The 26,118-nt window shown below is 36.0% G+C and carries 22 protein-coding genes; 20 read left to right on the top strand and 2 right to left on the bottom strand.

Features of this window, described 5'->3' with window-relative positions:
* Positions 1 to 3: 3 nt before the first annotated feature.
* The 13 genes from FA707_RS07850 to FA707_RS07790 all read left to right on the top strand — a co-directional run bounded on the left by FA707_RS07850 (position 4) and on the right by FA707_RS07790 (position 15,020).
* Positions 4 to 2,286 carry a BspA family leucine-rich repeat surface protein gene (locus FA707_RS07850; protein WP_136953706.1) on the top strand — a complete coding sequence of 761 codons (2,283 nt, stop codon included), beginning with the start codon at positions 4 to 6 and terminating at the stop codon, positions 2,284 to 2,286.
* Positions 2,287 to 2,295: 9 nt separating this feature from the next.
* A complete protein-coding gene (locus tag FA707_RS07845) occupies positions 2,296 to 2,676 on the top strand; it encodes an LPXTG cell wall anchor domain-containing protein (protein WP_136953705.1) in 381 nt (126 codons plus the stop codon).
* The gene (locus FA707_RS07840) at positions 2,663 to 3,397 is read left to right on the top strand and encodes a WxL domain-containing protein (RefSeq protein ID WP_136953704.1); all 735 of its coding nucleotides are present in this window, start codon (positions 2,663 to 2,665) and stop codon (positions 3,395 to 3,397) included. Before FA707_RS07845 ends, FA707_RS07840 begins: the two co-directional genes overlap by 14 nt.
* A 59-nt stretch (positions 3,398 to 3,456) precedes the next feature.
* Complete coding sequence (locus FA707_RS07835) at positions 3,457 to 4,245, top strand: WxL domain-containing protein (protein WP_136953703.1); 789 nt, start codon at positions 3,457 to 3,459, stop codon at positions 4,243 to 4,245.
* Between the two features lie 174 nt (positions 4,246 to 4,419).
* The gene (gene uppS / locus FA707_RS07830; RefSeq protein ID WP_168177378.1) at positions 4,420 to 5,217 is read left to right on the top strand and encodes an undecaprenyl pyrophosphate synthase; all 798 of its coding nucleotides are present in this window, start codon (positions 4,420 to 4,422) and stop codon (positions 5,215 to 5,217) included.
* On the top strand, positions 5,218 to 6,027 hold the full coding sequence (locus FA707_RS07825; protein ID WP_136953702.1) for a phosphatidate cytidylyltransferase: 810 nt from the start codon (positions 5,218 to 5,220) through the stop codon (positions 6,025 to 6,027). It begins immediately after the preceding gene.
* Between the two features lie 40 nt (positions 6,028 to 6,067).
* Positions 6,068 to 7,345 carry an RIP metalloprotease RseP gene (gene rseP / locus FA707_RS07820; RefSeq protein WP_136953701.1) on the top strand — a complete coding sequence of 426 codons (1,278 nt, stop codon included), beginning with the start codon at positions 6,068 to 6,070 and terminating at the stop codon, positions 7,343 to 7,345.
* 23 nt (positions 7,346 to 7,368) lie between these two features.
* Positions 7,369 to 9,078 carry a proline--tRNA ligase gene (locus FA707_RS07815; protein ID WP_136953700.1) on the top strand — a complete coding sequence of 570 codons (1,710 nt, stop codon included), beginning with the start codon at positions 7,369 to 7,371 and terminating at the stop codon, positions 9,076 to 9,078.
* Positions 9,079 to 9,443: 365 nt separating this feature from the next.
* A complete protein-coding gene (gene arcA / locus FA707_RS07810) occupies positions 9,444 to 10,667 on the top strand; it encodes an arginine deiminase (protein ID WP_136953699.1) in 1,224 nt (407 codons plus the stop codon).
* Positions 10,668 to 10,711: 44 nt separating this feature from the next.
* Positions 10,712 to 11,737 (top strand): ornithine carbamoyltransferase, encoded by a 1,026-nt coding sequence (gene argF, locus FA707_RS07805; protein ID WP_171028946.1) that lies wholly within the window; start codon positions 10,712 to 10,714, stop codon positions 11,735 to 11,737.
* Between the two features lie 142 nt (positions 11,738 to 11,879).
* Positions 11,880 to 12,812, top strand: coding sequence for a carbamate kinase (gene arcC, locus FA707_RS07800; protein WP_136953697.1), 933 nt, complete (start codon positions 11,880 to 11,882; stop codon positions 12,810 to 12,812).
* A gap of 18 nt (positions 12,813 to 12,830) precedes the next feature.
* Positions 12,831 to 13,526, top strand: a complete 696-nt coding sequence (locus FA707_RS07795) for a Crp/Fnr family transcriptional regulator (RefSeq protein ID WP_136953696.1) — start codon at positions 12,831 to 12,833, stop codon at positions 13,524 to 13,526.
* Positions 13,527 to 13,565: 39 nt separating this feature from the next.
* Positions 13,566 to 15,020, top strand: a complete 1,455-nt coding sequence (locus FA707_RS07790) for a YfcC family protein (protein WP_168177411.1) — start codon at positions 13,566 to 13,568, stop codon at positions 15,018 to 15,020.
* Between the two features lie 115 nt (positions 15,021 to 15,135).
* Here the strand turns inward: FA707_RS07790 and FA707_RS07785 are convergent, their stop codons facing one another.
* Together FA707_RS07785 and FA707_RS07780 are read right to left on the bottom strand one after the other, a co-directional pair.
* Complete coding sequence (locus tag FA707_RS07785) at positions 15,136 to 15,606, bottom strand: arginine repressor (RefSeq protein ID WP_136953694.1); 471 nt, start codon at positions 15,604 to 15,606, stop codon at positions 15,136 to 15,138.
* A gap of 104 nt (positions 15,607 to 15,710) precedes the next feature.
* Complete coding sequence (locus FA707_RS07780) at positions 15,711 to 16,280, bottom strand: A24 family peptidase (RefSeq protein ID WP_136953693.1); 570 nt, start codon at positions 16,278 to 16,280, stop codon at positions 15,711 to 15,713.
* 113 nt (positions 16,281 to 16,393) lie between these two features.
* On the opposite strand from FA707_RS07780, the gene uvrC reads away from it, so the two are divergent.
* From uvrC to gatA, 7 genes are all read left to right on the top strand, one after another.
* The gene (gene uvrC, locus FA707_RS07775; RefSeq protein WP_136953692.1) at positions 16,394 to 18,172 is read left to right on the top strand and encodes an excinuclease ABC subunit UvrC; all 1,779 of its coding nucleotides are present in this window, start codon (positions 16,394 to 16,396) and stop codon (positions 18,170 to 18,172) included.
* A gap of 277 nt (positions 18,173 to 18,449) precedes the next feature.
* The gene (locus FA707_RS07770) at positions 18,450 to 18,746 is read left to right on the top strand and encodes a hypothetical protein (RefSeq protein WP_136953691.1); all 297 of its coding nucleotides are present in this window, start codon (positions 18,450 to 18,452) and stop codon (positions 18,744 to 18,746) included.
* Positions 18,747 to 18,905: 159 nt separating this feature from the next.
* Complete coding sequence (gene pcrA, locus FA707_RS07765) at positions 18,906 to 21,209, top strand: DNA helicase PcrA (RefSeq protein ID WP_136953690.1); 2,304 nt, start codon at positions 18,906 to 18,908, stop codon at positions 21,207 to 21,209.
* Between the two features lie 13 nt (positions 21,210 to 21,222).
* Positions 21,223 to 23,232: an NAD-dependent DNA ligase LigA gene (gene ligA / locus FA707_RS07760; protein ID WP_136953689.1), complete on the top strand. Its 2,010-nt coding sequence runs from the start codon at positions 21,223 to 21,225 to the stop codon at positions 23,230 to 23,232.
* Between the two features lie 3 nt (positions 23,233 to 23,235).
* Entirely contained in the window at positions 23,236 to 24,321 is a 1,086-nt protein-coding gene (locus FA707_RS07755) for a CamS family sex pheromone protein (protein ID WP_136953688.1), read from the top strand.
* Positions 24,322 to 24,345: 24 nt separating this feature from the next.
* Positions 24,346 to 24,651 carry an Asp-tRNA(Asn)/Glu-tRNA(Gln) amidotransferase subunit GatC gene (gene gatC / locus FA707_RS07750; protein WP_136953687.1) on the top strand — a complete coding sequence of 102 codons (306 nt, stop codon included), beginning with the start codon at positions 24,346 to 24,348 and terminating at the stop codon, positions 24,649 to 24,651.
* On the top strand, positions 24,651 to 26,117 hold the full coding sequence (gatA, locus tag FA707_RS07745; protein ID WP_136953686.1) for an Asp-tRNA(Asn)/Glu-tRNA(Gln) amidotransferase subunit GatA: 1,467 nt from the start codon (positions 24,651 to 24,653) through the stop codon (positions 26,115 to 26,117). Before gatC ends, gatA begins: the two co-directional genes overlap by 1 nt.
* Position 26,118 lies beyond the last annotated feature (1 nt).

Genomic DNA, 26,118 nt, shown 5'->3' with positions numbered 1-26,118 from the left:
TTAATGAAAAAAACAATTACTTATGGTGTGATTGCTAGTATAGTACTGCAGAGTATCCCTTTAAACGTAGTGGCTGAAGAAATACAGATGGATGAAGATGAGATTAAAACAGCTCAAGTGGAAGTTCCTATTGAAGTATCCTATATAGAAGACACTCTTGAAAAAGTTAATTTGAATGAGTCTGAGCAATTATTTCAAACAGAAAACATAGAGACAAGTAGTGAACTAGATACAGAGTTAGATTCAGAAAAACAAACACTTACAATTAATAATTTAGATGAAATTAAAGAAGAAATTTCAATAGAGAGTTCCTCATCTCTTGATTTGGAATCAAATATTGAAGAAGTAGTTGTTGAAAATGATGAAAATTCAATTGAATTAAAAGAGAGCGCGGCCAATACCAATCCGATAGCATCAAAGAGTGATAGTAAAGTTATTCATCAAGGAGAAATTGGTACATCAACTTGGTGGATTCTTGAAACGGGCGAATTACAAATTGGGAGTGGGGAAATATCAACTCCTAAATTTGAAGTTGGAGTTGAAGGAAGAGGATTTTGGGAAGACTACAGTGAAATAGTTACAAAAGTAAATTTCTGGAATTATGACACGAATACGCCATCTTCCGTAAAAGGACTTGGTAACATTTCTTACTTATTTACAATGTTAACTAAGGTCACTACTATTGAAGGATTAGATAGATTTAATACTACTGAAGTGACCAATATGTCCAACTTGTTTTCAAATTGCCGCTCTTTAACTAACATTGATATTAATAGTCTTGATACTAGTAATGTAACGGATATGTCTTATCTATTCAATAGATGTGAAAGTTTAAAAACAATTGATGTATCAATGATTGATACATCAAAAGTGACTAACATAAGTTATATGTTCAATCTATGCAAGCTACTGGTGGAATTAAATGTTTCTAGTTTTGACCTTACTGAAGTTACTAGTATGAGATCATCGTTTAGGAACTGTTATCAATTGGAAAACATAATATTTGGTTCTTTTACTACAAATAATGTAATAGATATGTCTTATATGTTTAGTGGAAACAAAAACATGAAAGAAGCAAATTTAGTCTCTTTTGAAACTAATAATGTTACAAATATGTCTTATATGTTTGAGAAGTGTGAAAATTTAAACTTAATCAACTTAACCACATTTGATACAAAAAAAGTTAAGAATATGTCTGCTATGTTTAAAGGATGCTCGAAAATTAATCAATTGATTTTGGGAGAAAGTTTCAAGTTTGGAGATAATTCAAATTTGTCAAGTCCTGGGATGTTGGAATCTTCATTTCCTGGTTATTTAACGGGTAAATGGATGAGACAAGATGGTAATTCAAAAGCATACACGCCTACTGAATTTACTCAAAAATATGGTGAAGGTGATTTATTAGCAGGGACCTACATTGCGGAAGTTGAATACATGCATGAGTTAGAAGTAAATGTCCAACTTACTGACGATAAAATTACAATTGGAGAAACAACGAAAGTGAATGCCACAATTGAAAATTTGACCGGCTATGATGATGTTGAAGTAACGGTAGAACTTGTGAATGGAGTATTTGAAGGAATAGAATTATTAGAAGAGACGATTGAAGTGAAAATAGATGGTAAGATTTCACAGTTGAACTATCAAAACCTAATCGAGGGTATTGTTATTCCAAAAAATAGTATCGTCGAGTTTTCTTACGACTTACTGGGTGTAAATAATGAATATTATGATAATAATATAAAAGTGATGTTAAATCAAAAAGGGACAGAAATCACTAATTATGTATGGACGGGTGTTAATTCTTTAACAGTAGATAACGGACGTATACGATTTATATCAAAAGCACCTGAAGTTATTGGATTTAAAGAATGGGATAATCTAATGCTGGACGAAATCACTGTGCAATCACGATCTTTTGAATTGAAAGTTGAAGATTTACGAGGCTCAAATGATGTTGAAGAAAATGGCATTCAAGGAAATCGTTCATCATGGCGTGTGGAAGTTTCAACCGATAACGTCTTTATTAATGATGAAGGCAAAAGCGATAGAGGTTTGTTCCAATTATTAGGACAAACAACTGATGGTAGTTGGTGTAATGCTAAGGATGGAGTTGTTCTTTATGAACATAATCCAATTAAAGAAAAACCATTAGATTCTAAAGAACAAGTAATACCTGTTGGAGAAGAGCAAAAGTTAGGTATTATGTTAAATCAAATCACTGGGTTAAAAGAAAATAGTGACTATCAAGTGAAGATCATGTTTGACTTGATTGACGCACCATAGGGGGAGAAAATGAAAAAAATGAGTTTAGTATTAGCAATAGGATTAATCATATCAAGTGCTTTTTCTCCGTTTATGAGTGCAGCAGAGAGCCAAAGTTCGATTAGATTTTATAAGGAAAATAAAGCACCCATAGTGGTAGAAGAAACGATTACAAATTTTCCAACTGATGAAAATATTCCAGATAATTCGTTTACTAATGACAGAGACTCCGTTAATTTATCAGAGAAACAGGAGAATTCTTCACTAACTAGTGATAGAAATCAGACTCCGGGTTATTTACCGAAGACGGGTTTTAGACAGTCTAAATTAGTAGTTCTAATGGGATTAATTGTCATTATAATTGCTTTAATAATAAAAAAGAAAGAAGGAAAAGAACATGAAAAAAATTAATTTATTATCGATTGGATTATTAACAAGTAGTTTATTAGGAGGTGCTGTTGTTAATGCAGATACAAGTATAACAAGTACCGGTCGAGTAAGTGTGAAAGAATTAACCCAAGTTGAACCTGAGAACCCTGACCCTGAAGGACCTGGAGAAATTATTGAACCTCCAATTACCCCTCCTGGTGAAAATCGCTTCAAAGTCATTCATGCTTCTAACTTAGAATTTGGTGAAGTAGAAGCAACTGCCAAAGAACAAGTAGTTAAGGCGAAAACATTAGCAGTTACCACTTCTGAAAGTCTAGATCAAGTTCAACGTGTTCCTTGGGTTACAACGTATGATATGAGAAACGCAACTGAGCGTTCTGATTGGAAATTAGAAGCTTCGACTACACCTCTTGAAGATGGAAGTGGACATGTTTTACGTGGTGCTGAAATTACATTATCTAATTTAAACTATGCTAGTGGTTCTGAACGTGCCCCACAAGCAAGAGCAGGTAAGATTACATTAGGTTATAGCCCTCAAACATTAGCAACTGCAACTGCTTATTCTGAAGAAAATGGTACACAAGATACAGGTGTAGGTAGCTGGTCATTAGCAATGGGCTACAAAAATGAAGATGAGACATTAACTGACGGCGTTGAGTTACGAATTCCTTCAAATATCGTAATCAACGATGGTGTTGAATATACGTCTACCATTACGTGGAATTTGTCAGTTGGACCATAATATAAAGATATAAAATATTTAATAAAATAGTACAATATAAATTAAGGGAGAAATTAATTATGAAAACTATGAAAAATATGATGACAGTCGTTTTATTGGGTACAGTAGGATTAGGTGGAACCGTTACTTTTGCTGAAAGCAATGATTATAATGTAGCAACATCAGAAGCTAAAATTAACTTTGTAAAGTCTTTGGAAGAAGAAGATATTGAGATTCCGGGTATTACTGATCCTGAAATCGTTGATCCAGAAAATCCAGAAAATCCTTCTCCAAATCCAAATCCGGAGAACCACTTATTACGTATTAACTATGTATCAAACTTCGACTTTGGGACATGGGGAAGTACCACCAATAATATTACGGCTTATGCGAAAGCACAACCGATTTATTTAACAAATGGTGAGGTGCAAGACGTAGCACCATTCGTTTCAACGATTGATAATCGCGGAACTGAGCGCGGGAATGGTTGGACACTATCTGCAACGGCTTCTGTTTTAACAGATGAAAATGAGAATGAATTAAAAGGGGCACAAATCATTCTATCGAACGCGTCATACAATGATAGTGAGTTAGCGCCTCAAGCTGTTCAAGGAGATAAGAACATTAGTGCTGGGAAGCAAGTTCTAGCGAACACTACTGCTGAAACTGGTGCTGGTCAATGGTCAATGGCTTTAGGTAATGTTAAAGAATTTACAACACAATTACCAACTCAAGAAGATGCTTCAGTATTAGAAGATGTAACATATGATATAACGAATGGTGTTAGAATTGAAATTCCTCGTAATACTGTCACAAATAACACTGAATACTCAGGGACAATTACTTGGGAATTAGAAACTTCAGTTTAATTATTAAAGAGATTTAGCATCTGGCTAGATCTCTTTTTGTCTTTTAATAAACAAAACATTAATCTTTTATTAAATACTAGACCATATGTTTATTGATTCTTTACTTTATATAGGTTTTTTCCTTGTTTTTTGCTACAATAAGAGGGATAGTAATTAAAGGAAGGATGTTGAGTGATGTTCCGTTTTTTTCCTCAAAAAAATAAATATCATATAGAAGAAATCCCCAACGTGTTTAATCGGGATTTGCCAGTTCCTAATCATATTGCGATTATCATGGATGGGAATGGACGTTGGGCAAATAATCGACGTTTACCACGTGTTGCGGGACATAAAGAAGGCATGAATAATGTCAAAAAAATAACAAAAAAAGCGAGTCAAATGGGTGTGAAAGTATTGACGTTATACGCTTTTTCTACTGAAAATTGGCGTCGTCCGAACGACGAAGTGAGCTTTTTGATGCAATTGCCGGTTGATTTTTTTGATACATTTGTGCCTGAGTTAATTCAAGAAAATGTTAAAGTTCAAGTCATTGGTTATACCGATGCTTTACCGGAACATACTAAACAGGCAGTAGATTCTGCGATTGAACAAACGGCGCATTGTACCGGGATGATTCTAAACTTTGCCCTTAACTACGGTAGTCGTGCGGAGATGTTGACGGCGGTTAATCAACTAGTTGAGGAGGCAAAAAGTGGTGAGTTAACTGAAGAGGTTACTGAAGACATGTTTTCAAAACACTTGATGACAGCGATTTTACCAGAAGATTATCAAGATCCTGATTTAGTCATTCGTACAAGCGGTGAAGAACGTATCAGTAACTTTTTATTATGGCAAATTGCTTATAGTGAGTTATACTTTTCTAAAGTCTATTGGCCAGACTTTAGCGAAAGTCACTTAGAAGAAGCGTTTGGTAGTTTCCAAGCGCGTAATCGCCGTTTTGGTGGTTTAAATGAGACAAAGGAGAGTAAATAAATGAAACAACGTGTTATTACAGCGATCATTGCGTTGCTGTTTTTCGTGCCAGTTGTTTGGTACGGTGGTCCCGTCTTTCAATTAGTGGTGGCGTTAATGGGAGTCGTAGGGGTATATGAGTTATTTAAAATGAAAGGTTTATCTATGTTAAGCGTGCCGGGCGTTTTATCAGCCTTGGCGGTAGTTTCGTTAATCTTGCCAAGACAAAATTGGTTTGAATTTTTACCCTATAATATTAATAATTTTCATTTGTTTATTGTCATGATGATGTTGCTATTATGTGTGACTGTTTTTTCAAAAAATGAATTTAGTTTTGAAGACGTGGCGTTTCCGATTTTAACTAGTCTGTATGTCGGGGTCGGTTTCCAACATTTTGTGTTAGCTCGTGGCAATGATTCACAATTTTTATTTATTATTTATGGGTTAGCAGTGGTTTGGAGTACTGATATTGGCGCGTATATGGTAGGTCGTAAATTAGGAAAAAATAAATTAGCCCCACATATTTCACCTAATAAAACAATTGAAGGCTCAATTGGTGGGATTATTTGTGCCATTGTAGCAGCGCTACTTGTGATCACCTTGAATCCTAGCGCAACAACATTAACTTATAGTTGGCCGGTAATGATTCCAATTACGATTGTTTTATCGATTGCTGGTCAAATGGGTGATTTAGTTGAATCAGCGTTTAAACGTTTTTATGGTGTCAAAGATTCTGGTAAGTTATTACCAGGGCACGGTGGGATATTAGACCGTTTTGACAGTTTGTTATTTGTTTTTCCATTAATGTATATTCTAGGGTTATTTTCTTAAAAATAACCCTCTTACTGTATAAAAAGAAAGGATGTTGCATATGAAAACATTATTAGTGTTTATTTTTGTTTTCGGGTTGATTGTGGTGATTCACGAGTTGGGTCATTTTATTTTTGCTAAACGCTCAGGTATCTTGGTACGTGAGTTTGCGATTGGAATGGGCCCAAAGATTTTTAGTCATCGTGATAAATCTGGGACATTGTATACAATTAGAATTTTACCCATGGGTGGTTATGTCCGCATGGCTGGCATGGGGGAAGAAGAGGTTGATTTACCACCTGGAAAACCGTTGTCAGTGGAATTAAATGCAGAAGGTCATGTTGCAAGGATTAATACGAGTTCGAAAGTGACGTTGACTAATGGTATTCCGATGGAGCTATTAGAAGCTGATTTAGAAGATAAGTTATTTATTAAAGGTTATGTTAACGGTGAACAAGAAACGACTTACGTTGTTGATCATGATGCGACGATTATTGAAGAAGATGGAACTGAAGTGCGTATTGCACCACTAGATGTGCAGTTCCAATCGGCTAAATTATATCAACGCATGTTAACGAACTTTGCTGGACCGTTATTTAACTTTATTTTGACCTTTGCATTGTTCCTATTAGTGATTTTTATGCAAGGTGGAGCGATGTCGTCGGATCCGTCAAGTACTATAGGATCGGTGCAAGTGGATAGTCCTGCTGATAAAGCCGGACTTAAACCGGACGACCGTATTCTGTCAATTGATGGTGTCAAAGTTGCTGAGTTTACTGAAATCGGCGAGGTCATCGCAGAAACAAAAGATAAAGCACTAGAGGTAGTCATTCAACGTGATAATCAAGAACAAACCTTAAATATAACGCCTGAAAAAGTCACTGAAGATGGCAATGAACGTTATATGATTGGTGTTTCTCCAGGGACAATTTTGAAGAAATTATCATTTGGTGAGAAGTTCAAGGTAGCAGCGTTGCAAACCAAAGCAAGTGCCTTGACAATCTTTAATGCCTTAAAAGATTTGATAGGTGGCTTTAGTTTAGATAAATTAGGTGGACCGGTTATGATTTATCAAGCTTCATCTGAATTATCTAATCAAAGCTTAGTGACTATTCTAAGTTTTATTGCGATGTTAAGTGTTAACTTAGGTATCATGAATTTACTGCCAATTCCGATGTTAGATGGTGGAAAACTTTTATTCAACATTGTCGAAGGTATTCGCCGTAAGCCTTTAAATCAAGAAATTGAAATGAAGATTACGCTAGCAAGTGCTGTGTTATTAATTGGTTTAATTGTGTTAGTTACGTGGAATGATATTATGAGATTTTTGGGACGCTAGTATTTCAAACTGGGGGATGACAGATGAAACAGTCGAATATATTTCTACCAACATTAAGAGAAAATCCAAGTGAAGCTGAAGTGTTAAGTCATCGTTTATTATTAAGAGCGGGTTACATTCGTCAAATGGCTAGTGGTATTTATAGTTATTTACCACTGGCCAAACGAGTAATGGACCGAATGAATCAAATAATTCGTGAAGAGTTAGAAAAAGTGGCAGCGATTGAGATGCATTTACCCTATTTGTTGCCTGAGCGTGTGCTAGAGTCGGCAGGAACGACAGAACGCACTGAAGAGAATGTGTTTCGCTTGAATGATCAAAACGAACACGCGTTTATTTTATCACCGTGTTATCAAGAGGCAATATTAAGTTTATTTACTACCGAAGCTATTTCATATAAAAAATTACCTTTAACGCTATATACGATGCAAACGCATTTTATTGATGAAGAACGTCCACGTTATGGGTTGTTAAAAAGTCGTGAGTTAATCGCTCACAGTGCTTATTCATTTCACGAAACGTCAGAGAGTTTACTTGAAACTTACCGTCAATTAGAATCAGCGTATAGTCGTATTTTAGAGCGGTTTGGCTTGGAGTTTCGTACGTTAGTAAGTCGCTTTACAGATGAAGCAGGCATTGACGGTAAACAATTTATTGCATTATCGGAAGTCGGAGAACAAACGGTTTGTTTTTCAACAGAAAGTGATTATGTTGCACAACTAGAGTTAGCAACTAGTTTGTATACACCAAAGCTTAAGCGTGATGTTTTTTTAGAATTAGAAGAAATCGAGACGCCAAATGTTAAGACGATAAAGGAAGTTTCAGAGTATTTAGATGTTCCTGAAGAAAAAATCATAAAATCCTTTTTATTTATGAGTGATGGACAACCCGTTTTAGCTCTAATTCGTGGTGATTATGAAGTTAATGAACTAAAATTAAAAAAACTGCTGGGGAGTAAACACCTCTTACCAGCAACTGAAGAAGAGATTCGACAACTCACACATTCAGAAAGTGGCTACATTGGCCCAATTGGATTGCCTGAAGAGGTAGTAATTATTGCGGATGAATACGTTCAAGATATGGATAATGCTATCGTAGGGGCGAATAAAAAAAATTATCATTTGAGACATGTTAACTTAGAGCGTGATATTAAGCCTAGTCAGTTTGCTGATATAAGAATTGTTAAAGAAGGTGATCCCTCTCCTGATGGTGAAGGAGCGTTAATATTTTCTAAAGGGATAGTCGTAGGGTATTTGGAAACGATGGGTACCACACTTAGTGAAATGATGAACGCTCAGCTGATTGATTCAGATGGGAAACCTCAACCGTTAATTATGGCAGCTTATGAATTAATCACGTCTACCCTAATGGCGGCAATTGTTGAGCAAACATCTGATGAGAATGGTTTAATTTGGCCCAAAGCTATTGCACCATTTGACATTCATCTGTTAACAATGAACGTCCGCGATGAAAATCAAAATAAATTGACAGCTGAGATTGCTAGTCTATTAAAGGAATCTAGCTATGAAATATTAATTGATGATCGTAAAGAAAGCGCGGGTGTTAAGTTTAATGATGCCGACTTAATCGGAATACCACTGCGTGTAACAGTAGGGAAAAAAGCTGTTGAAAATGTTGTTGAAATTAAACTAAGAGAGTCTGGAGAGTCGATAGAAGTTAGAAAAGATGAGTTGATACCGACGATTGAAATTCTGAAAAATTCTATTATGTAGATTATTTGGCAAAATTAAATAATTTAAATAATTCATAGTAAATAACATGAAGAAAAAGACGATTTTCACTCAATCGTCTTTTTTTGTTTGGTAGATATTCTAAAAGTCTTGCTATTTCTAGGTTTATATTAGAATAAAATGAGAGAAAATCAAAAAAACGAAAAAATATTTTTGCATTTTTTTTCTTTTTTTGAATAAAAAAGGAGCATAAAAACAACGAGAATAAAACGCTTACATAATATTGTTGAATTTTTCACAATTAATGATTAATATTTAGCATTTTAAACATCGAAGATTTAGCTTTTTTATTTTTTGCCTTTGTTAAGATATACATGTAATCAAAAGTAATGAGGAGGAAATGAATTATGAATGGTCCTATCAATGTGTATTCTGAAATCGGGAAATTGAAAACGGTTTTACTGCATCGTCCGGGAAAAGAGTTAGAAAACTTAATGCCTGACTATTTAGAAAGATTATTATTTGATGATATTCCTTTCTTACAAGATGCCCAAGCTGAGCATGATCAATTTGCTAAAATCTTAACTGACAATGGCGTTGAAGTGTTATATTTGGAAGATTTAATGGCTGAGTCATTAGTGTCTGATGAAGTAAAAGAAGCGTTTATTGATGAGTATTTATCTGAAGCGAATATTGAGAGTGATGAAACAGTTGCTACTATTAAAGAAATGTTAATGGCAATTGAAGACAAACGTGAACTAGTTGATAAGACAATGGCTGGTATGCAAGTAACTGAACTACCTGAACATGATAAAAATAGTTTAGTTGACTTAATGGGTAATGATTATCCATTTGCTATTGATCCAATGCCAAATCTGTATTTTACACGCGACAACTTCGCAACAATTGGAAATGGTATCTCATTAAATCACATGTACTCTGAAACAAGAAATAGAGAAACAATTTATGCAAAATATATCTTTGATAATCATCCAAGATTCAAAGATCAAGATATTCCACGTTTATATTGTCGTAATGAAGAACATCGTATCGAAGGTGGAGACGAATTAGTACTTTCAAGTAAAGTATTGGCAGTTGGTATTTCTCAACGTACAGATGCTAAAGCAATTGAAAAATTAGCGCGCAATATCTTCAAAGAAAACATGAGCTTCGAAACAGTTTTAGCCTTTGATATTGGTGAATATCGTAAATTCATGCATTTAGATACAGTATTTACAATGGTTGATTATGATAAATTCACGATTCACCCAGAAATTGAAGGGGACTTAACTGTTTACTCAATCACTAAAGGTGAAAAAGATTTAGTGATTAAGAAAGAAGTTGACCAATTAGAAAGTATTTTAGCTAAATATTTAGGTGTCGAAAGTGTTCAATTAATTCGCTGTGGTGGTGGCGATGTTGCAGCAGCAGCTCGTGAACAATGGAATGACGGATCAAATACTTTAACAATCGCACCAGGTGAAGTAGTAGTTTATGACCGTAACGTGGTAACGAATGAATTACTTGAAAAAGCAGGGTTAAAATTACATAAATTACGCGGAAGTGAATTGGTTCGCGGTCGTGGGGGCCCACGTTGCATGAGTATGCCAATTTATCGTGAAGATATCTAAATACTTTTTATTTAATAATAAAAAAATAGAAATGGAGAGATTCAATTATGACATCAGTATTTCAAGGACGTAGTTTATTAGCAGAGAAAGACTTCACTCGTTCAGAGTTAGAATATTTAATCGATTTCAGTATTCATTTAAAAGATTTGAAAAAACGCAATATCCCACATCGTTACTTAGAAGGTAAAAACATTGCGTTATTATTCGAAAAAACTTCAACAAGAACACGTGCGGCATTTACAACAGCAGCTGTTGATTTAGGAGCGCATCCTGAATACCTTGGAGCAAACGATATTCAATTAGGTAAAAAAGAAACAACTGAAGATACAGCGAAAGTATTAGGTAGCATGTTTGATGGTATCGAATTCCGTGGATTCAGCCAAAAAATGGTTGAAGAATTAGCAGAATTCTCTGGTGTGCCAGTGTGGAACGGTTTAACTGATGAATGGCATCCAACACAAATGATTGCTGACTTCATGACAATCAAAGAAAACTTCGGTTCATTAGAAAACATTACGTTAGTATATGTTGGGGACGGCCGTAACAACATGGCAAACAGCTTACTAGTGACAGGAGCTATCTTAGGTGTTAATGTACGAATCTGTGCACCAGAAGCTTTATTCCCAGAACAAGAAGTTATTGACTATGCTAACAAATTCGCAGCTGAATCAGGTGCAGAATTAATGATTACTGACAATGTTGACGAAGGGGTTAAAGGCGCTAACGTATTATATACAGATGTATGGGTATCTATGGGTGAAGAAGATAAATTCGAAGAACGTGTAAATATGTTACAACCTTATCAATTAAATATGGATATGATTAATAAGACTGGCAACCAAGATACTGATAACTTAATCGTATTACACTGTTTACCAGCCTTCCATGACACTAACACTGAATACGGAAAAATGGTTGAAGAACAATTTGGTGTGAAAGAAATGGAAATTACTGACGAAGTATTCAGAAGTAAATATGGTCGTCAGTTCGAAGAAGCAGAAAATAGAATGCATTCAATCAAAGCAATCATGGCTGCTACATTAGGTAATTTATTTATTCCACGTACATAATGATTAGTAGTTAGTGGGAAATAGGCAGCATGAATAAATTTTCATGTTGCCTTTATTTTTATCAATTAGTGGAAATGATAAAAAACTCATTTTACTAATAATGAAAAATAAATCAGATATAATTAAGGAAAGAGGACATAGCATGAGCAAAAAAATCGTTGTAGCTTTAGGTGGAAATGCGATTTTGTCAGATAATGCTAGCGCAAAATCTCAACAAGATGCATTAGTAAAAACAGCAAAACAATTAGTTGAATTAGTAAAAAAAGGCAACCAATTAATTATTTCACATGGTAACGGGCCTCAAGTTGGTAATTTATTATTACAACAACAAGCGGCTGACTCAGAAAAGAACCCAGCGATGCCACTAGACACCTGTGTTGCGATGACACAAGGAAGTATTGGTTATTGGTTAACAAATGCGATGATTCAAGAATTAAAAGTAGCTGGTATCGACAAAGAAGTTGTAACCGTTGTCACTCAAGTGGTAGTCGATGAAAATGATCCAGCATTTGCTAATCCAACGAAGCCAATTGGTCCATTCTTATCAGAAGAAGAGGCTAAAGCACAAATGAATGCGACTGGCGCAACCTTTAAGGAAGATGCTGGCCGTGGTTGGCGTAAAGTTGTGGCAAGTCCAAAACCAGAAAGCATTGTTGAATACAAGGTTATTAACCGATTAGTTGAAGAAGATGTGATCACTATTTCAGCTGGTGGTGGTGGTATTCCTGTTGTTGGTGAAGAGTTGCGTGGGGTTGAAGCAGTGATTGATAAAGATTATGCTTCAGCTAAATTAGCAGAATTAGTTCATGCTGATCAATTAATTATTTTAACAGGTGTGGATAATGTTGCGATTAACTTTGGAAAAGAAAATCAAGAAAGTTTAACCAATGTTTCTGTTTCTCAGTTAGAAAAATACAAAGCAGAAGGTCATTTTGCCCCAGGCAGCATGTTACCAAAAATCGAAGCGGCGATTGATTACGTAAACAATAATCCAAGTAGCCAAGCGGTTATCACTTCTTTAGAAAACTTAGAGTTTTTGGGCAACGAAGGGGTAGGGACCATTATTAGCAAATAATAGATCAGGGGTGTTAGTATGCAAAAAAGCAGAGAGATTACCTTTTTAAAAAGATATAAAGACTTTTGTTACTTTAATGAGGAAGAATTCGCAGAAATTGAAGAACATACTTATTTTAGATCATATAAAAAAGGACAGGTCTTATTTGATGCTGCCGATGAAAGAAATCGCGTCTATTTACTTAAGTCAGGCGTTGTTAAAATTGAAAAAACTGACTTTACGGGTGAATTTGAGTATATCGATTTCTTGAATCCAGGTACCATGTTTCCTAAAATAGGTTTCTTATTTGATGAGGATTATTATTTCTCTGCTAGTGCGTACACCGATATTGAAGTTTATTATTTACCAAAAGACATCTATGAACGTTTAGTTAAACAAAATAACCTTCAACTAATGAATTTTATTCGTAGTCAATCGGAAAGTTTGAAACGCCAAATGTTGAAAGTTCAAAAAGGAACTACGAATAATGCGATTCATCGGATTTCTTTTTCACTTGCGGTGATTCTACACGATTTTGGCATGGTGAGTTATGAAGGGGGATATGAAATTAAATTTCCAATCACCATTAATGATTTAGCTAAATTAGCTGGTACAACAAGAGAAACAGCTAGTTCTATGATTAAACAATTAGAGTGTCAGGGCAAAATTAAATATCATAAAAAACAATTAATCTTTTTAGATACAGACTATTTTATGGATTATCTTAACGATTAATAAATAAGAGAGGAGTGGCACTATCGAGTTAGTGCCAAAATAATAATGGAAGAGAAAAAACAACGTAAATCGCTTTCGTCTTTTAGTATTTTATTTATTATTATTATCGTCTTGGGTATTATAACCAAATTTTTAGATGGGGCTAAATTTTCACCAATGGAATTACGTGATACTGGTGAAACAGTTAGTCAAGTAGTCGGTGCGAAGTTATCAGATGTGGTGATGTCACCGTTCTATGGTTTCAAAGATGCGATTGATATTTGTATCTTTATCTTAGTATTAGGTGGCTTCTTGAATATCGTAACCAAAACAGGGGCTTTAGAAGCAGGTATTCAAAATGTCGTGAAGAAATTAAAAGGTAATGAATTAGTTATTATTCCAATCTTAATGTTCTTATTCTCAATTGGTGGTTCAACATATGGGATGGCCGAAGAAACCATTCCATTCTACGGTTTATTAGGAATGACAATGGTGGCAGCTGGTTTTGATACGATTGTTTCAGTTGGTACCGTCATGCTTGGTGCGGGTGCAGGGGTAATTGGTTCAACTGTTAACCCATTCGCAACAGGAGTAGCAATGGATGCTTTAAAAGGAATTAGCATTCAACCAAAAACTGGTTTGATCATGTTAATTGGTTTAGTATTATGGGCTTTAACTACTGCTTACGCAATCTTTGTTGTAATGAGTTATGCGAAAAAAGTGAAAGCTGATAAAGGTTCAACTATTTTATCACTGCAAGAACAAAATGATATGGAAGAACATTTTGCTAAAGGTTTTGATGATAAAGTTGTTTTCACTGGCAAACACAAAATGATTTTAACTATTTTTGCGATTACTTTCTTGGTTATGATTGTGTCACTTATTCCATGGGGAGACTTTGGTGTAACTTTCTTTGATAGCTGGACAACTTTCTTAACAGGCGAACCATTTGGTGCTTGGTACTTTGGTGACTTAGCAATGTGGTTCTTCATCATGGGGATTATCATTGCGTTAATCGCTAAAATGTCAGAAAGTGATATTATTGACACATTTATCGATGGTGCAAAAGATATCTTATCGGTTGTATTAATCATCGTTGTAGCGCGTGGCGCTTCAGTATTAATGGCGACTACTCATTTAGATATGTATATCTTAGATAAATCAGCTAACCTATTACAAGGATTATCACCAATCTTGTTTGTAATCGGTGCTTACATTATCTATGTCTTATTATCATTCTTAATCCCATCAACTTCAGGTTTAGCTTATGTTTCTATCCCAGTAATGGGTGCGTTAGCTGACAAAGTTGGTTTAAGTGCAGATGTAATGATTATGATCTTCGTATCTGCTTGTGGTGTGGTTAACTTAATTACACCGACTTCAGGGGTAGTAATGGGTGGTTTAGAAGTTTCTAAAGTTAACTATACTACTTGGACAAAATTTGTATTCAAACACATCATTGTCATTACAGTAATGAACTTACTAGTGTTAATTGCTGCAATGTTAATGGCATAAAATCGAAAAAAATGAAAAAGAGGGTGGCGTGAGCCCCCTCTTTTTTGCTATATATTTAAAGTATGATACAAAAAAGCTCAAGCATTTGCTTGAGCTATATGTTTAGCGGTGGTGATTAAATATATTGTTTGAAATACTCGTTAACAATTTCAGCATCTTCTTTGTTTTTCGAAATAATTAATACGGTGTCATCGCCAGCTACACACGCGACGATTTCTTTGAAAATCGAGCGTAGGCTATCGATTAGAACGCCAATAATTTGACCATTACCAGGAAAAGCCGTGATAATGTTTAAGAATTCAACTTGCGTAATACTTGTGGCAGATTCAGATAAGATATTAATTAGTTTTTCTTCATCTGATATTTTTTTCTTACCTTTTGTGGCTGTACTAATGATGCGGTAATACGATTTACCGTCGTTGTTATGGCTTTTGACGATGTTTAATTCACGGATATCTCTTGAAATAGTGGCTTGCGTAATCGCTACATTTTCTTTTTCCAAAAATTCAACTAGTTGTTGTTGATTTTCAATGTTGTTCTCAGTGATGACTTTTTTGATAATATTATGTCTGTCAGCTTTTCTCAATTACGTTCACTCCTTTAGTCCATTATACCAACAAAATAGATGAAGGTAAAATCAATATTAAGAAAAGGTGTAAAAAATGTAACCGTTTTATAGAGCTTTTTATTTTAGATACAACAAATAATAAGCCCTATATAGATGAATGGGACGAAAGGTAAAGGTTGACTGAGAGGTCGTTTTGTCACCCAATATAATAAAAAAACATACATAAGTGCTAAAAAAGTAGCAATCATGATTAAAAGGCAAAAGTTAATAAGAGGAAGGATGTAGTAATACATAAGTAGTAGCTTAACATCTCCGAGTCCAAACATCGTTTTAGAGCAGAAGCTAGTGATGAGTTTGAAAAAATAATAGCAAAGAATACAAAGAAATAGTTTATGTAAGGAATGATTTAACCAGCCAACACTTAACACTAACTGACATATTAGGAGTAAAGGTGAAATGAGTTGATAACGTATATCAGCAAGAGCTTGTGCATAAGTTAAGGCAATTAAAATCATCCATGGTAGAGTGATTGTTATAGGGATGATCATGTTAACACTTATAGTAAAAGCTAGTATTATCTTTACTAATAAAGCATCAGTCATGACCTGTGTTATTGTTTCATTTGGAAATTCTTTAGGTATTAACCAAGCAGGTAAAAAGTTCAGCACTAAGCATAAGCTGGTAAATAACATATCATTCAACTCCTATATAGTTGCTAATAATAGTTACGTGATTAATTGCTGGAGTCATTTTTGTTTTTATTATCTTTTTTCATGTATACTAAAGGAGTAAAGAGGTGAGTTTTATGAACGAAACAATCGAACATAAATTATCGCTTTTGCCAACGAATTCTGGTTGTTATTTGATGAAAGATAAGCATGGCACGATTATTTATGTTGGGAAAGCAAAAAATTTAAGAAATCGCGTGCGTTCATATTTTCGTGGGGGCCATGATACGAAGACTGAGCGTTTAGTCAGTGAAATTGTTGACTTTGAATATATAGTGACGGAGTCGAATACTGAAGCGCTAGTGTTAGAAATAAATTTAATTCAACAAAATAAACCCAAATATAACATTATGCTCAAGGACGATAAGTATTATCCTTTTATTAAAGTGACGAGCGAACGTTACCCTCGTTTACTGATTACCCGTAAAGTTAAGAAGGACAAAGCGTTATATTTTGGTCCGTATCCCGATGTGCGCTCTGCAAATGAAACAAAGAAAATTTTGGATAAACTGTATCCGTTAAGAAAGTGTCAAAAATTACCAAAGGAAGTTTGTCTGTATTATCATCTGGGACAATGTTTGGCACCATGTGTCTATGACGTTAGTCCGAAAGTTTATGAAGGTATGATCCAGGAAATTAAACATTTTCTAAAAGGTGACGGTTATAAAGATGTGGTTCGTGAATTAGAAGGGTTTATGCATGAGTCAGCTGAAAAAATGGAATTTGAACGTGCGGCCGAATTACGTGATCAAATTACAGCGATTAAAGGTGTTATGGAAAAACAAAAAATGACGCTAACAGATTTTATTGACCGTGATATTTTTGGGTACCATGTAGATAAAGGCTGGATGTGTGTGCAAGTGTTCTTTATTCGTCAAGGCAAGATGATTCAGCGAGATGTGTCGATTTTTCCATTTTATAATGAGGCGGAAGAAGATTTTCTAACGTATTTAGGACAGTTCTATCTAGAAAATCAACATTTTAAACCGAAAGAAATTTTTATCCCGGATTCGATAGATAAAGAGAGTGCGCAAGTGTTACTACAAACCAAAGTGATTCAGCCAAAAATTGGAGAAAAGAAACAGTTAGTCGAGTTGGCAAATAAAAACGCGCGTGTATCGCTCGAACAAAAATTTGAACTAATTGAACGTAAAACCGAACGAACAATGGGTGCTGTTGAAGGTCTAGGCGATGCGCTAAATATTCCGGTCCCTATCCGTATCGAAGCCTTTGATAATTCCAATATTATGGGAACAAGTCCGGTGTCTGCGATGGTCGTCTTTTTAAATGGTCAACCGGCTAAAGGTGAATACCGCAAATATAAAATAAAAACGGTTGAGGGCCCGGATGACTATGCGACAATGAAAGAAGTGGTTTATCGTCGTTACGCCAAAGTTCTTAAAGATAACTTGCCGTTTCCTGATTTGATATTAATTGATGGAGGAAAAGGCCAAATCGAAGCAGCGCGTGACGTTTTAGAGAACCAATTAGGTTTAGATATTCCAATTGCAGGACTAGCCAAAAATGATCAACATAAGACGAGTGAATTGCTCTATGGTCAACCACTTGAAGCAGTTCCGTTAAAACGTCAATCCAACGAATTTTTCTTGCTACAACGTATTCAAGAGGAGGTCCATCGTTTTGCGATTACTTTCCACCGTCAAGTGAGAAGTAAAAATAGTTTCTCGTCTAAACTAGATGGCATCGAAGGTTTAGGCCCTAAACGTAAACAGATGTTATTGAAACATTATAAATCTGTCAAAAATATAAAGAAAGCAACAATTGAAGAGTTGAATCAGCTTGGACTGCCATTAAAAGTTGCTCAAGCTGTGGTGGAAACATTACAAGATGAATAAAAAGGTAACGAGCAAAGAATTTTCAAATTTTCAAATTTCTATGCTCGTTATGTTTGTATTGATTATTAGCAAGTTGATTTGGCGCTTAAGGATGTTTTTTATTTGTTAACATTAGTGTTGTTAAGTTTTTTAAAACTTAATGTAGCAATCACAAATCCAGTTGGAATATGTGCCAAATACAAACGTTAATAAATTCAGCGTTTAGTGACACATCAACATAAGTGTGCTATAATCATTCAAATAAAAAGCGATTGATAATGAAAGAAAAGGAACGGTTATGGTACAAATAATTTGTAGTTTGATAATTTTAGGTAGTAGTGTAGGTTATTTAATTTTACTAGGAAAATTAAAACGTAAGAAAGAAGCTGAAAAAGTCTTGTCATATGCTAGTCAAGTGACTTTTAGTTGTTACTTGTTGAGCTTCGCCGTTTATCTGTTTTATTGTCAGACGAGTGGCATTACGGTCAAGAAATTAATTACGGCCTTTTTTGTGAAAGTGGCGTTTATATGTGTGGTTCATGTGTTTAGTATTCTTTATTATCGTATAAAATTATTAAAAAAACCAAATAGATAAAATACTAGTTGTCACGGATTAATGTCATATTAATTTGTGACTTTTTTATTTGCCAGGCGTTTATCTAAAAAAAGCATAAATAGTAGTGAATCGGAAGAGAAGTTTTATCGATTTTTTGATATAATAAGAAAGATTGTAAATTCAGAGAGGACGTTGTCAATGTTATCAAACCACTCTTTATTAGACGGGATGAATCCCAAACAAAAAGAAGCGGTAAAAATTACCGAAGGCCCGCTATTAATCATGGCTGGGGCAGGTAGTGGTAAGACGCGTGTGTTAACGCATCGTATCGCTTATCTTATTCAAGAAAAAGACGTCAATCCATGGAATATTTTAGCGATTACGTTTACCAACAAAGCAGCCCGAGAAATGAAAGAACGTGTGGCTAAAATTGTGAAGGAAGATAGTGACGCTATTTGGGTTTCTACCTTTCACTCAATGTGTGTCCGTATTTTAAGACGCGATGTTGATTTAATTGGTTACAACAGTAATTTTACTATCTTAGACAGTTCGGAACAGTTAACCTTGATGAAACGAATTGTTAAAGAATTGAATGTAGACCCAAAAAAATTCGAGCCTCGTGCGATTTTAGGGAAAATTAGCCAAGCTAAAAATGAACTGAAGACAGCTGAGGACTATGATGCACTTCAAGGCGATTATTTTGAAGGCATTGTTGCAAAAGCGTATCAGATGTACCAAAAAGAACTACGCTTGAATCAATCAATGGACTTTGATGACTTGATTATGTTAACGATTCGCTTGTTCAACGAGCAACCAGACGTATTGAAGTTTTATCAAAATAAATTTCATTATATTCATGTCGATGAGTATCAAGATACAAACCATGCACAATATACCTTAGTTAATATGTTGGCGGCGCGTTTTAAGAACCTATGTGTGGTAGGGGATGCTGACCAAAGTATTTACGGTTGGCGTGGTGCCGACATGCAAAATATTTTAGATTTTGAAAAAGATTATCCACAAGCACAAGTCGTGTTGTTAGAGCAAAACTATCGTTCGACGAAAAATATTTTAGCAGCCGCTAATAATGTGATTAACAATAATGATAACCGTCGCAAAAAAGAATTGTGGACGGAAAATCACGATGGCGAAAAAATTACGTATTATCGTGGCAATACCGAACGTGATGAAGCCCGCTATATTGTTGAAAATATTCAAACGTTAAAAGCGCAGGAAAATTACTCAAACGGTGATTTTGCTGTATTATATCGTACGAATGCGCAGTCACGTGCGGTAGAGGATATGTTTGTGAAATCAAATATACCTTATACGATGGTTGGCGGTCACAAGTTCTATGACCGTAAAGAAATTAAAGATATTATGGCGTATTTACGCTTGATCTCTAACCCAATGGATTCACTAAGTTTTGAACGTGTTGTTAACGAGCCTAAACGTGGCATCGGCGCAACTTCGATTAATAAACTCCGTGAATTTGCGGCGATACATGAATGGAGTTTGTTAGAAGCTGCCACAAATGTTGATTTAACGAATATTACAGGGAAAGCAGCGACTGAATTATATAAATTTGCGCAACTAATTCATGATTTCCAAAAGATGATTCCATTTATGACGGTGACAGACTTAGTTGAAGAAGTGTTGAAAAAAAGTGGTTATTCCGCTAGTTTAGTCGCCCAAAATAATTTAGAAGCTGAAACACGTTTAGAAAACTTGGACGAGTTCTTAACGGTAACCAAAGAATTCGATAAACAGTTTGTTGCCTCAGAAGAAGAGCCAGAAGAGATGAAGTTAACGTTATTCTTAAATGATTTGGCATTAGTGTCTGATATTGATAATTTAGAAGAAGAGCCCCAGTCGCAAGTGACGATGATGACACTTCATGCGGCCAAAGGACTTGAGTTTCCGGTTGTATTCTTAATTGGAATGGAAGAAGGCTTATTCCCTTCTCAACGTACAATGGATGAAGCGGATGGGTTAGAAGAAGAACGTCGTTTAGCTTACGTGGGGATTACGCGTGCGGAACAAAAACTATTTTTAACAAATAGTTCTTCACGTATGTTATATGGTCGTACACAAAGCAATAGTCCGTCACGTTTTATTCGTGAAATTAACCAAGAGCTAATCGAAAGTGAAGGACAAGCGACCCCGACTTATTATGGTGGTAACGCAACGACATTTGCTAGCTCACGTCCGGCCCAAGCGAGTCGAGGTTTTTCACAAAGAGGGGCTACTACAAGTAGTCAAGCGACATCAAGCCGTAGCATCTACGGGCAAGGGGTCGCTAAGCCTGTCAGTCAAAAACAAACAACAGGTGGCGACCAAGCAACTTGGCGTCCGGGTGACAAAGTCATTCATAAGATGTGGGGCGAAGGAACAGTTGTTAAAGTCAATGGCTCAGCGCAAGATACTGAATTAGATGTAGCTTTCCCAGCTCAAGGAATTAAACGTTTGATGGCGGCATTTGCCCCAATTAAGAAAAAGTAAAGGAACGAACATCATGACAGAAAATCAACAAGCAAAAATGCTCGAATTAAATCGTTTGTTAAAGCAGTATGCCAAAGAATATTATGAGCAAGATCAACCATCTGTCACCGATGCAGAGTATGATCATTTATATCAAGAATTAGTCGCCCTAGAAGCGGCTCATCCAGAACTGAAGCTGAAAGACTCGATTACCCAAGAAGTAGGCGGGCGCGTTCTTTCTGGTTTTGAAAAAGTCAAACACGAAACAGCTATGTTAAGTTTAGGCAATGCCTTTAACTACCAAGATTTAGTCGCGTTTGAAGAACGCATTAAAAAACTAGTATCAGGTCCAATTACTTATAATTGTGAATTGAAAATCGACGGGCTAGCTATTTCTTTAAAATATCAAGATGGCAAGTTTGTTCAAGGGGCAACTCGTGGTGACGGTAAAATTGGTGAGAATATTACTGAGAACTTGAAACAAGTCAAAGATATTCCGCAGATCTTACCAGAACCGTTAACGTTAGAAGTTCGCGGTGAGTGCTTTATGCCGAAGTCTTCTTTTGTGGAATTGAATGAGGAACGTGAAGCACAAGGGGAAAATATTTTTGCTAATCCACGTAATGCGGCTGCTGGTAGTTTACGTCAGCTAGATACACGCGTAGTAGCGAAACGCAATTTAAGTAGCTTTATTTATGCAGTTGCGACACCAGAAGCATTAGCTTTAACCTCACAATCATCAGGTTTAGCGAAGATGAACGAACTAGGTTTTCACATTAATCCTGAAGGGATTGTGTGCGAGTCGATTGAAGAAGTTTGGAACTATATTCAAACTTATCAAGAAAAACGTCATGATTTGCCGTATGAAATTGATGGGATTGTGATTAAAGTTAACGAGTTTGCGTTACAAGAAGAAATTGGGTATACCGTTAAAGCACCAAAGTGGGCGATTGCCTATAAATTCCCAGCTGAAGAAGCGCAAACGAAATTGCTAGATATCGAGTGGACAGTTGGCCGTACGGGAGTTGTAACGCCAACAGCGGTGATGGAACCAGTGCAACTAGCTGGTACAACCGTAGCTCGTGCAAGTCTGCATAACATGGATCTAATCGAGGCGCGAGATATTCGCTTAAATGATTATGTGATGGTCCATAAAGCAGGGGACATTATTCCAGAAGTAACGCGTTCGATAGCAGATAAGCGTGAAGTGGGTAGTCAACCTTATCAAGCCCCAACACATTGTCCTGAATGCCAAAGTGAACTCGTTCATCTTGACGAAGAGGTTGCACTACGTTGTATTAATCCAATGTGTCCTGCCCAAATTAAAGAAGGCGTGATTCATTTTGTTTCTCGTAATGCGATGAATATTGACGGTATGGGACCCCGAGTGATTGAACAACTATTCGAAAAAGAATTAATTAAAGACGTTGCTGATTTATATAAATTAACGTTAGAACAATTGTTAACGATGGACAAAGTCAAAGAAAAATCCGCCAACAATTTATTACAAGCAATTGAAGCCAGTAAGCAAAATTCTTTAGAGCGTTTATTATTTGGGTTAGGTATTCGACATGTCGGAGCGAAAGCTGCCCAATTAATTGCCGAACATTTCGGTAATATGGCGGCAATCCAACAAGCAACGCGTGAAGAATTGACGACGATTGATTCATTAGGCGAAGTCATAGCGGATAGCTTAGTGACGTATTTTTCAAAAGAAGAAGCCACAACCTTAATTCAAGAATTTGAACAAGTGGGGGTCAATTTAACTTATAAAGGCTTAACGAGTGCTGACAAAGCATCCATTGATTCCGTTTTCCAAGGAAAAACGGTCGTGTTGACTGGTACCTTAACAACTTATAAACGTAATGATGCTAAGAAAATGATTGAAGCATTAGGCGGCAAAGTAACGGGTAGCGTCTCGAAGAAAACGGATATCGTCATTGCGGGTGAAGAAGCCGGTAGTAAATTAACAAAAGCACAGGAACTAGGCGTGACTGTGTGGACAGAAGCTCAAATGGTTGAAGCTTTTGAAAGAGGTGAGTAGGAAATGAAAAAATATTTAGTGGGTCTTTTAGCTACAAGTGTTTTATTATTGAGTGCTTGTGGGAATTTAGAAGAAAGTGGTGGCAAAGTCACTACCCAAAAAACATCAAATGATAAAGTGGTCACGACGGGTGGCGTTAGTAAAGATAGTTATCAGGCGCTATTAGTCGATGGCACCTATAAAACGAGTGTTGCGCGGACCATGGCAGCAAACCGTTTAAATAGTAACTATAACTTAGAAAATTTTGATCGCGGTTTAATTGAGCTATCAAAAGAAAGTTTTAAAACCAAAGATTACTACTTACAAGAAGGTCAGTATTTAAAAACAGATGATCTAAAAAGCTGGATAAGCCGTAAAACAGATACCAATGAGTTAGGGCTGAATCCAAAAAACGAGAAAGAACCACTTGTTTTACAACAAATCATTGAGAAAAATTTCTTAAAAATGGATACGCAAAAATTATCAGGCATCAGCTTAGGAATTGCTTTAAATAGTGTCGATTATTCAACGGATCCGGCAACAGACATTAGTGATGAGACAATTAAAACACAAGGAAAAAAAATCGCTGAAGAAGTGATAAAACGTGTGCGCAAAATTGAAGGTGTCGGCAAAAATATCCCTATCAAAATTGGACTATTCAAACAAGCGTCTAAAACGAGTGTGGCAGGAGGTAATTATTTTGCGGTTGCCACAAGTAAAAAAGGTGATAAGTTAGATGACTGGGAAGACGTCAACGAGAAGTATATTTCTTTATCAACAAATAATAGCGAAGCACTTGACGATGGGATAGAAACGAAGTTTAATGATTTTAAGACCAATGTTCAAGGATTCTTTCCTAATCTAAGTGGTTTTTCAGGGACAGCTTATTACCGTAATGATGAGTTACAACAATTAAGTATTGTGATTGAATCAAACTACTATAGTGTCTCAGAGTTAGAAAGTTTTACACAATTTGTTGGCAGTAGCCTATCTTCCATTTTCAAAATAGAAGCAGGTGTTACTGTCCAAATTAATCAATTAAATAATACGAAGGCCGTTGTAATTAAGCCAGCTGGCAAATCAGAAATTACAGCTCAAGTGTTTCAATAATAACAAATAAAGGAGTGTCGTAAAATGCCAATTAGTGCAGAAGAAGTTAACAAAGTCGCAGGTTTATCAAAACTTGAATTATCTAACGCTGAATCAGAAGTATTTACGCAAAAATTACAATCAGTCATCAAGATGGTTGAATTACTAGAAGAAATTGATGGTGAGGGTGTTGACGCAACATTTACGGTTGCTCATAACCGTTCAGTTTACCGTGAAGATATTGCGGTTCAGTCTAATCTGAAAGAGGAATTATTAGCACGTGTTCCTGAAACAGGCGACGGCTATATCAAAGTACCAGCAATTATGGATGATGGGGAGGCAGGCGCATAATGACTGAATTATTCCAAAAAAATATCGAAGAGCTACATCAATTATTAGTATCAAAAGAATTATCGGCTAAAGAATTAACCGAGCAAACATTCGCAAGAATTGAAGCAACTGAACCAAAAGTTGAAGCATTCTTAGCCTTAAATAAAGAAAACGCCATCGCGCGTGCAACAGAATTAGATAACGCTGGAATCGCCGAAGGCAACGTCTTAGCAGGTATTCCAATTGGGATCAAAGATAACATTGTAACCAAAGAGATGCCAACAACAGCTGCCAGCAAAATTTTAGAAAACTTCATGTCTGTCTATGACGCGACAGTTGTTGATAAAGTGAATGAAGCAGGCTTTATCAGTATCGGTAAGTTAAACATGGACGAGTTTGCCATGGGTGGAAGTACGGAAACATCTTACTACAAAAAAACTAAAAATGCTTGGGATGAAACGAAAGTACCAGGTGGTTCTTCAGGTGGTTCGGCTGCTGCAGTAGCGGCTGGTCAAATTCCTGTTTCACTAGGCTCTGATACAGGGGGTAGTATCCGTCAGCCTGCAGCATTCAACGGGATTGTTGGGATGAAACCTACTTACGGTCGTATTTCTCGTTATGGTTTAATCGCTTTTTCATCAAGCTTAGATCAAATCGGACCAATGACACGTACCGTTAAAGACAATGCCTTAGTTTTAAACGCAATTAGTGGACATGACGTTAAAGATAGCACAAGCGCTCAATTAGAGGTACCAGATTTTACTGCTACCATTAACGAAGGCGTTAAAGGGATGAAAATTGCCGTTCCCAAAGAATACTTCGCACAAGGGGTTGACCCAGAAGTTGCGACTGCTGTTAAAGAAGCCGTTAAAACATATGAAAAATTAGGTGCTATCGTTGAAGAAGTTAGCTTACCACATACTAAATACGGCGTGGCCGCTTACTATATCATTGCCTCAGCTGAAGCTTCATCAAACCTACAACGCTTTGATGGTATTCGTTATGGTTACCGTTCACCTGAAGCAAAAAACTTAGAAGAAGTTTACGTGAAATCTCGTTCAGAAGGTTTTGGTGAAGAAGTCAAACGTCGTATCATGTTAGGAACGTTCTCATTAAGTGCTGGCTCTTATGATGCTTACTTCCGCAAAGCCGGTAAAGCAAGAACGCTAATGATTCAAGATTTTGAAAACGTCTTTGCTGAATATGACTTGATTATGGCACCAACAACGCCAACAGTCGCGTTTGGTTTAGGTGAAAATATTGATGATCCAATTACAATGTACATGTCAGACGTGTTAACCATTCCAACTAACATGGCCGGTTTACCAGGAATGTCGATTCCATGTGGTTTCTCTCAAGGCTTACCAGTCGGCTTGCAGATAATTGGTAAACCATTTGGTGAAGCAACGATGTATCAAGCTGCGCATGCTTTTGAGCAAGCAACTGATCATCACAAAAAATTACCAGTTATATTAGGAGGAAATTAAT

This window comes from Vagococcus zengguangii (assembly GCF_005145005.1).
Taxonomy (GTDB): Bacteria; Bacillota; Bacilli; order Lactobacillales; family Vagococcaceae; genus Vagococcus_A; species Vagococcus_A zengguangii.
This window is presented reverse-complemented; position numbering and strand designations above follow the sequence as displayed.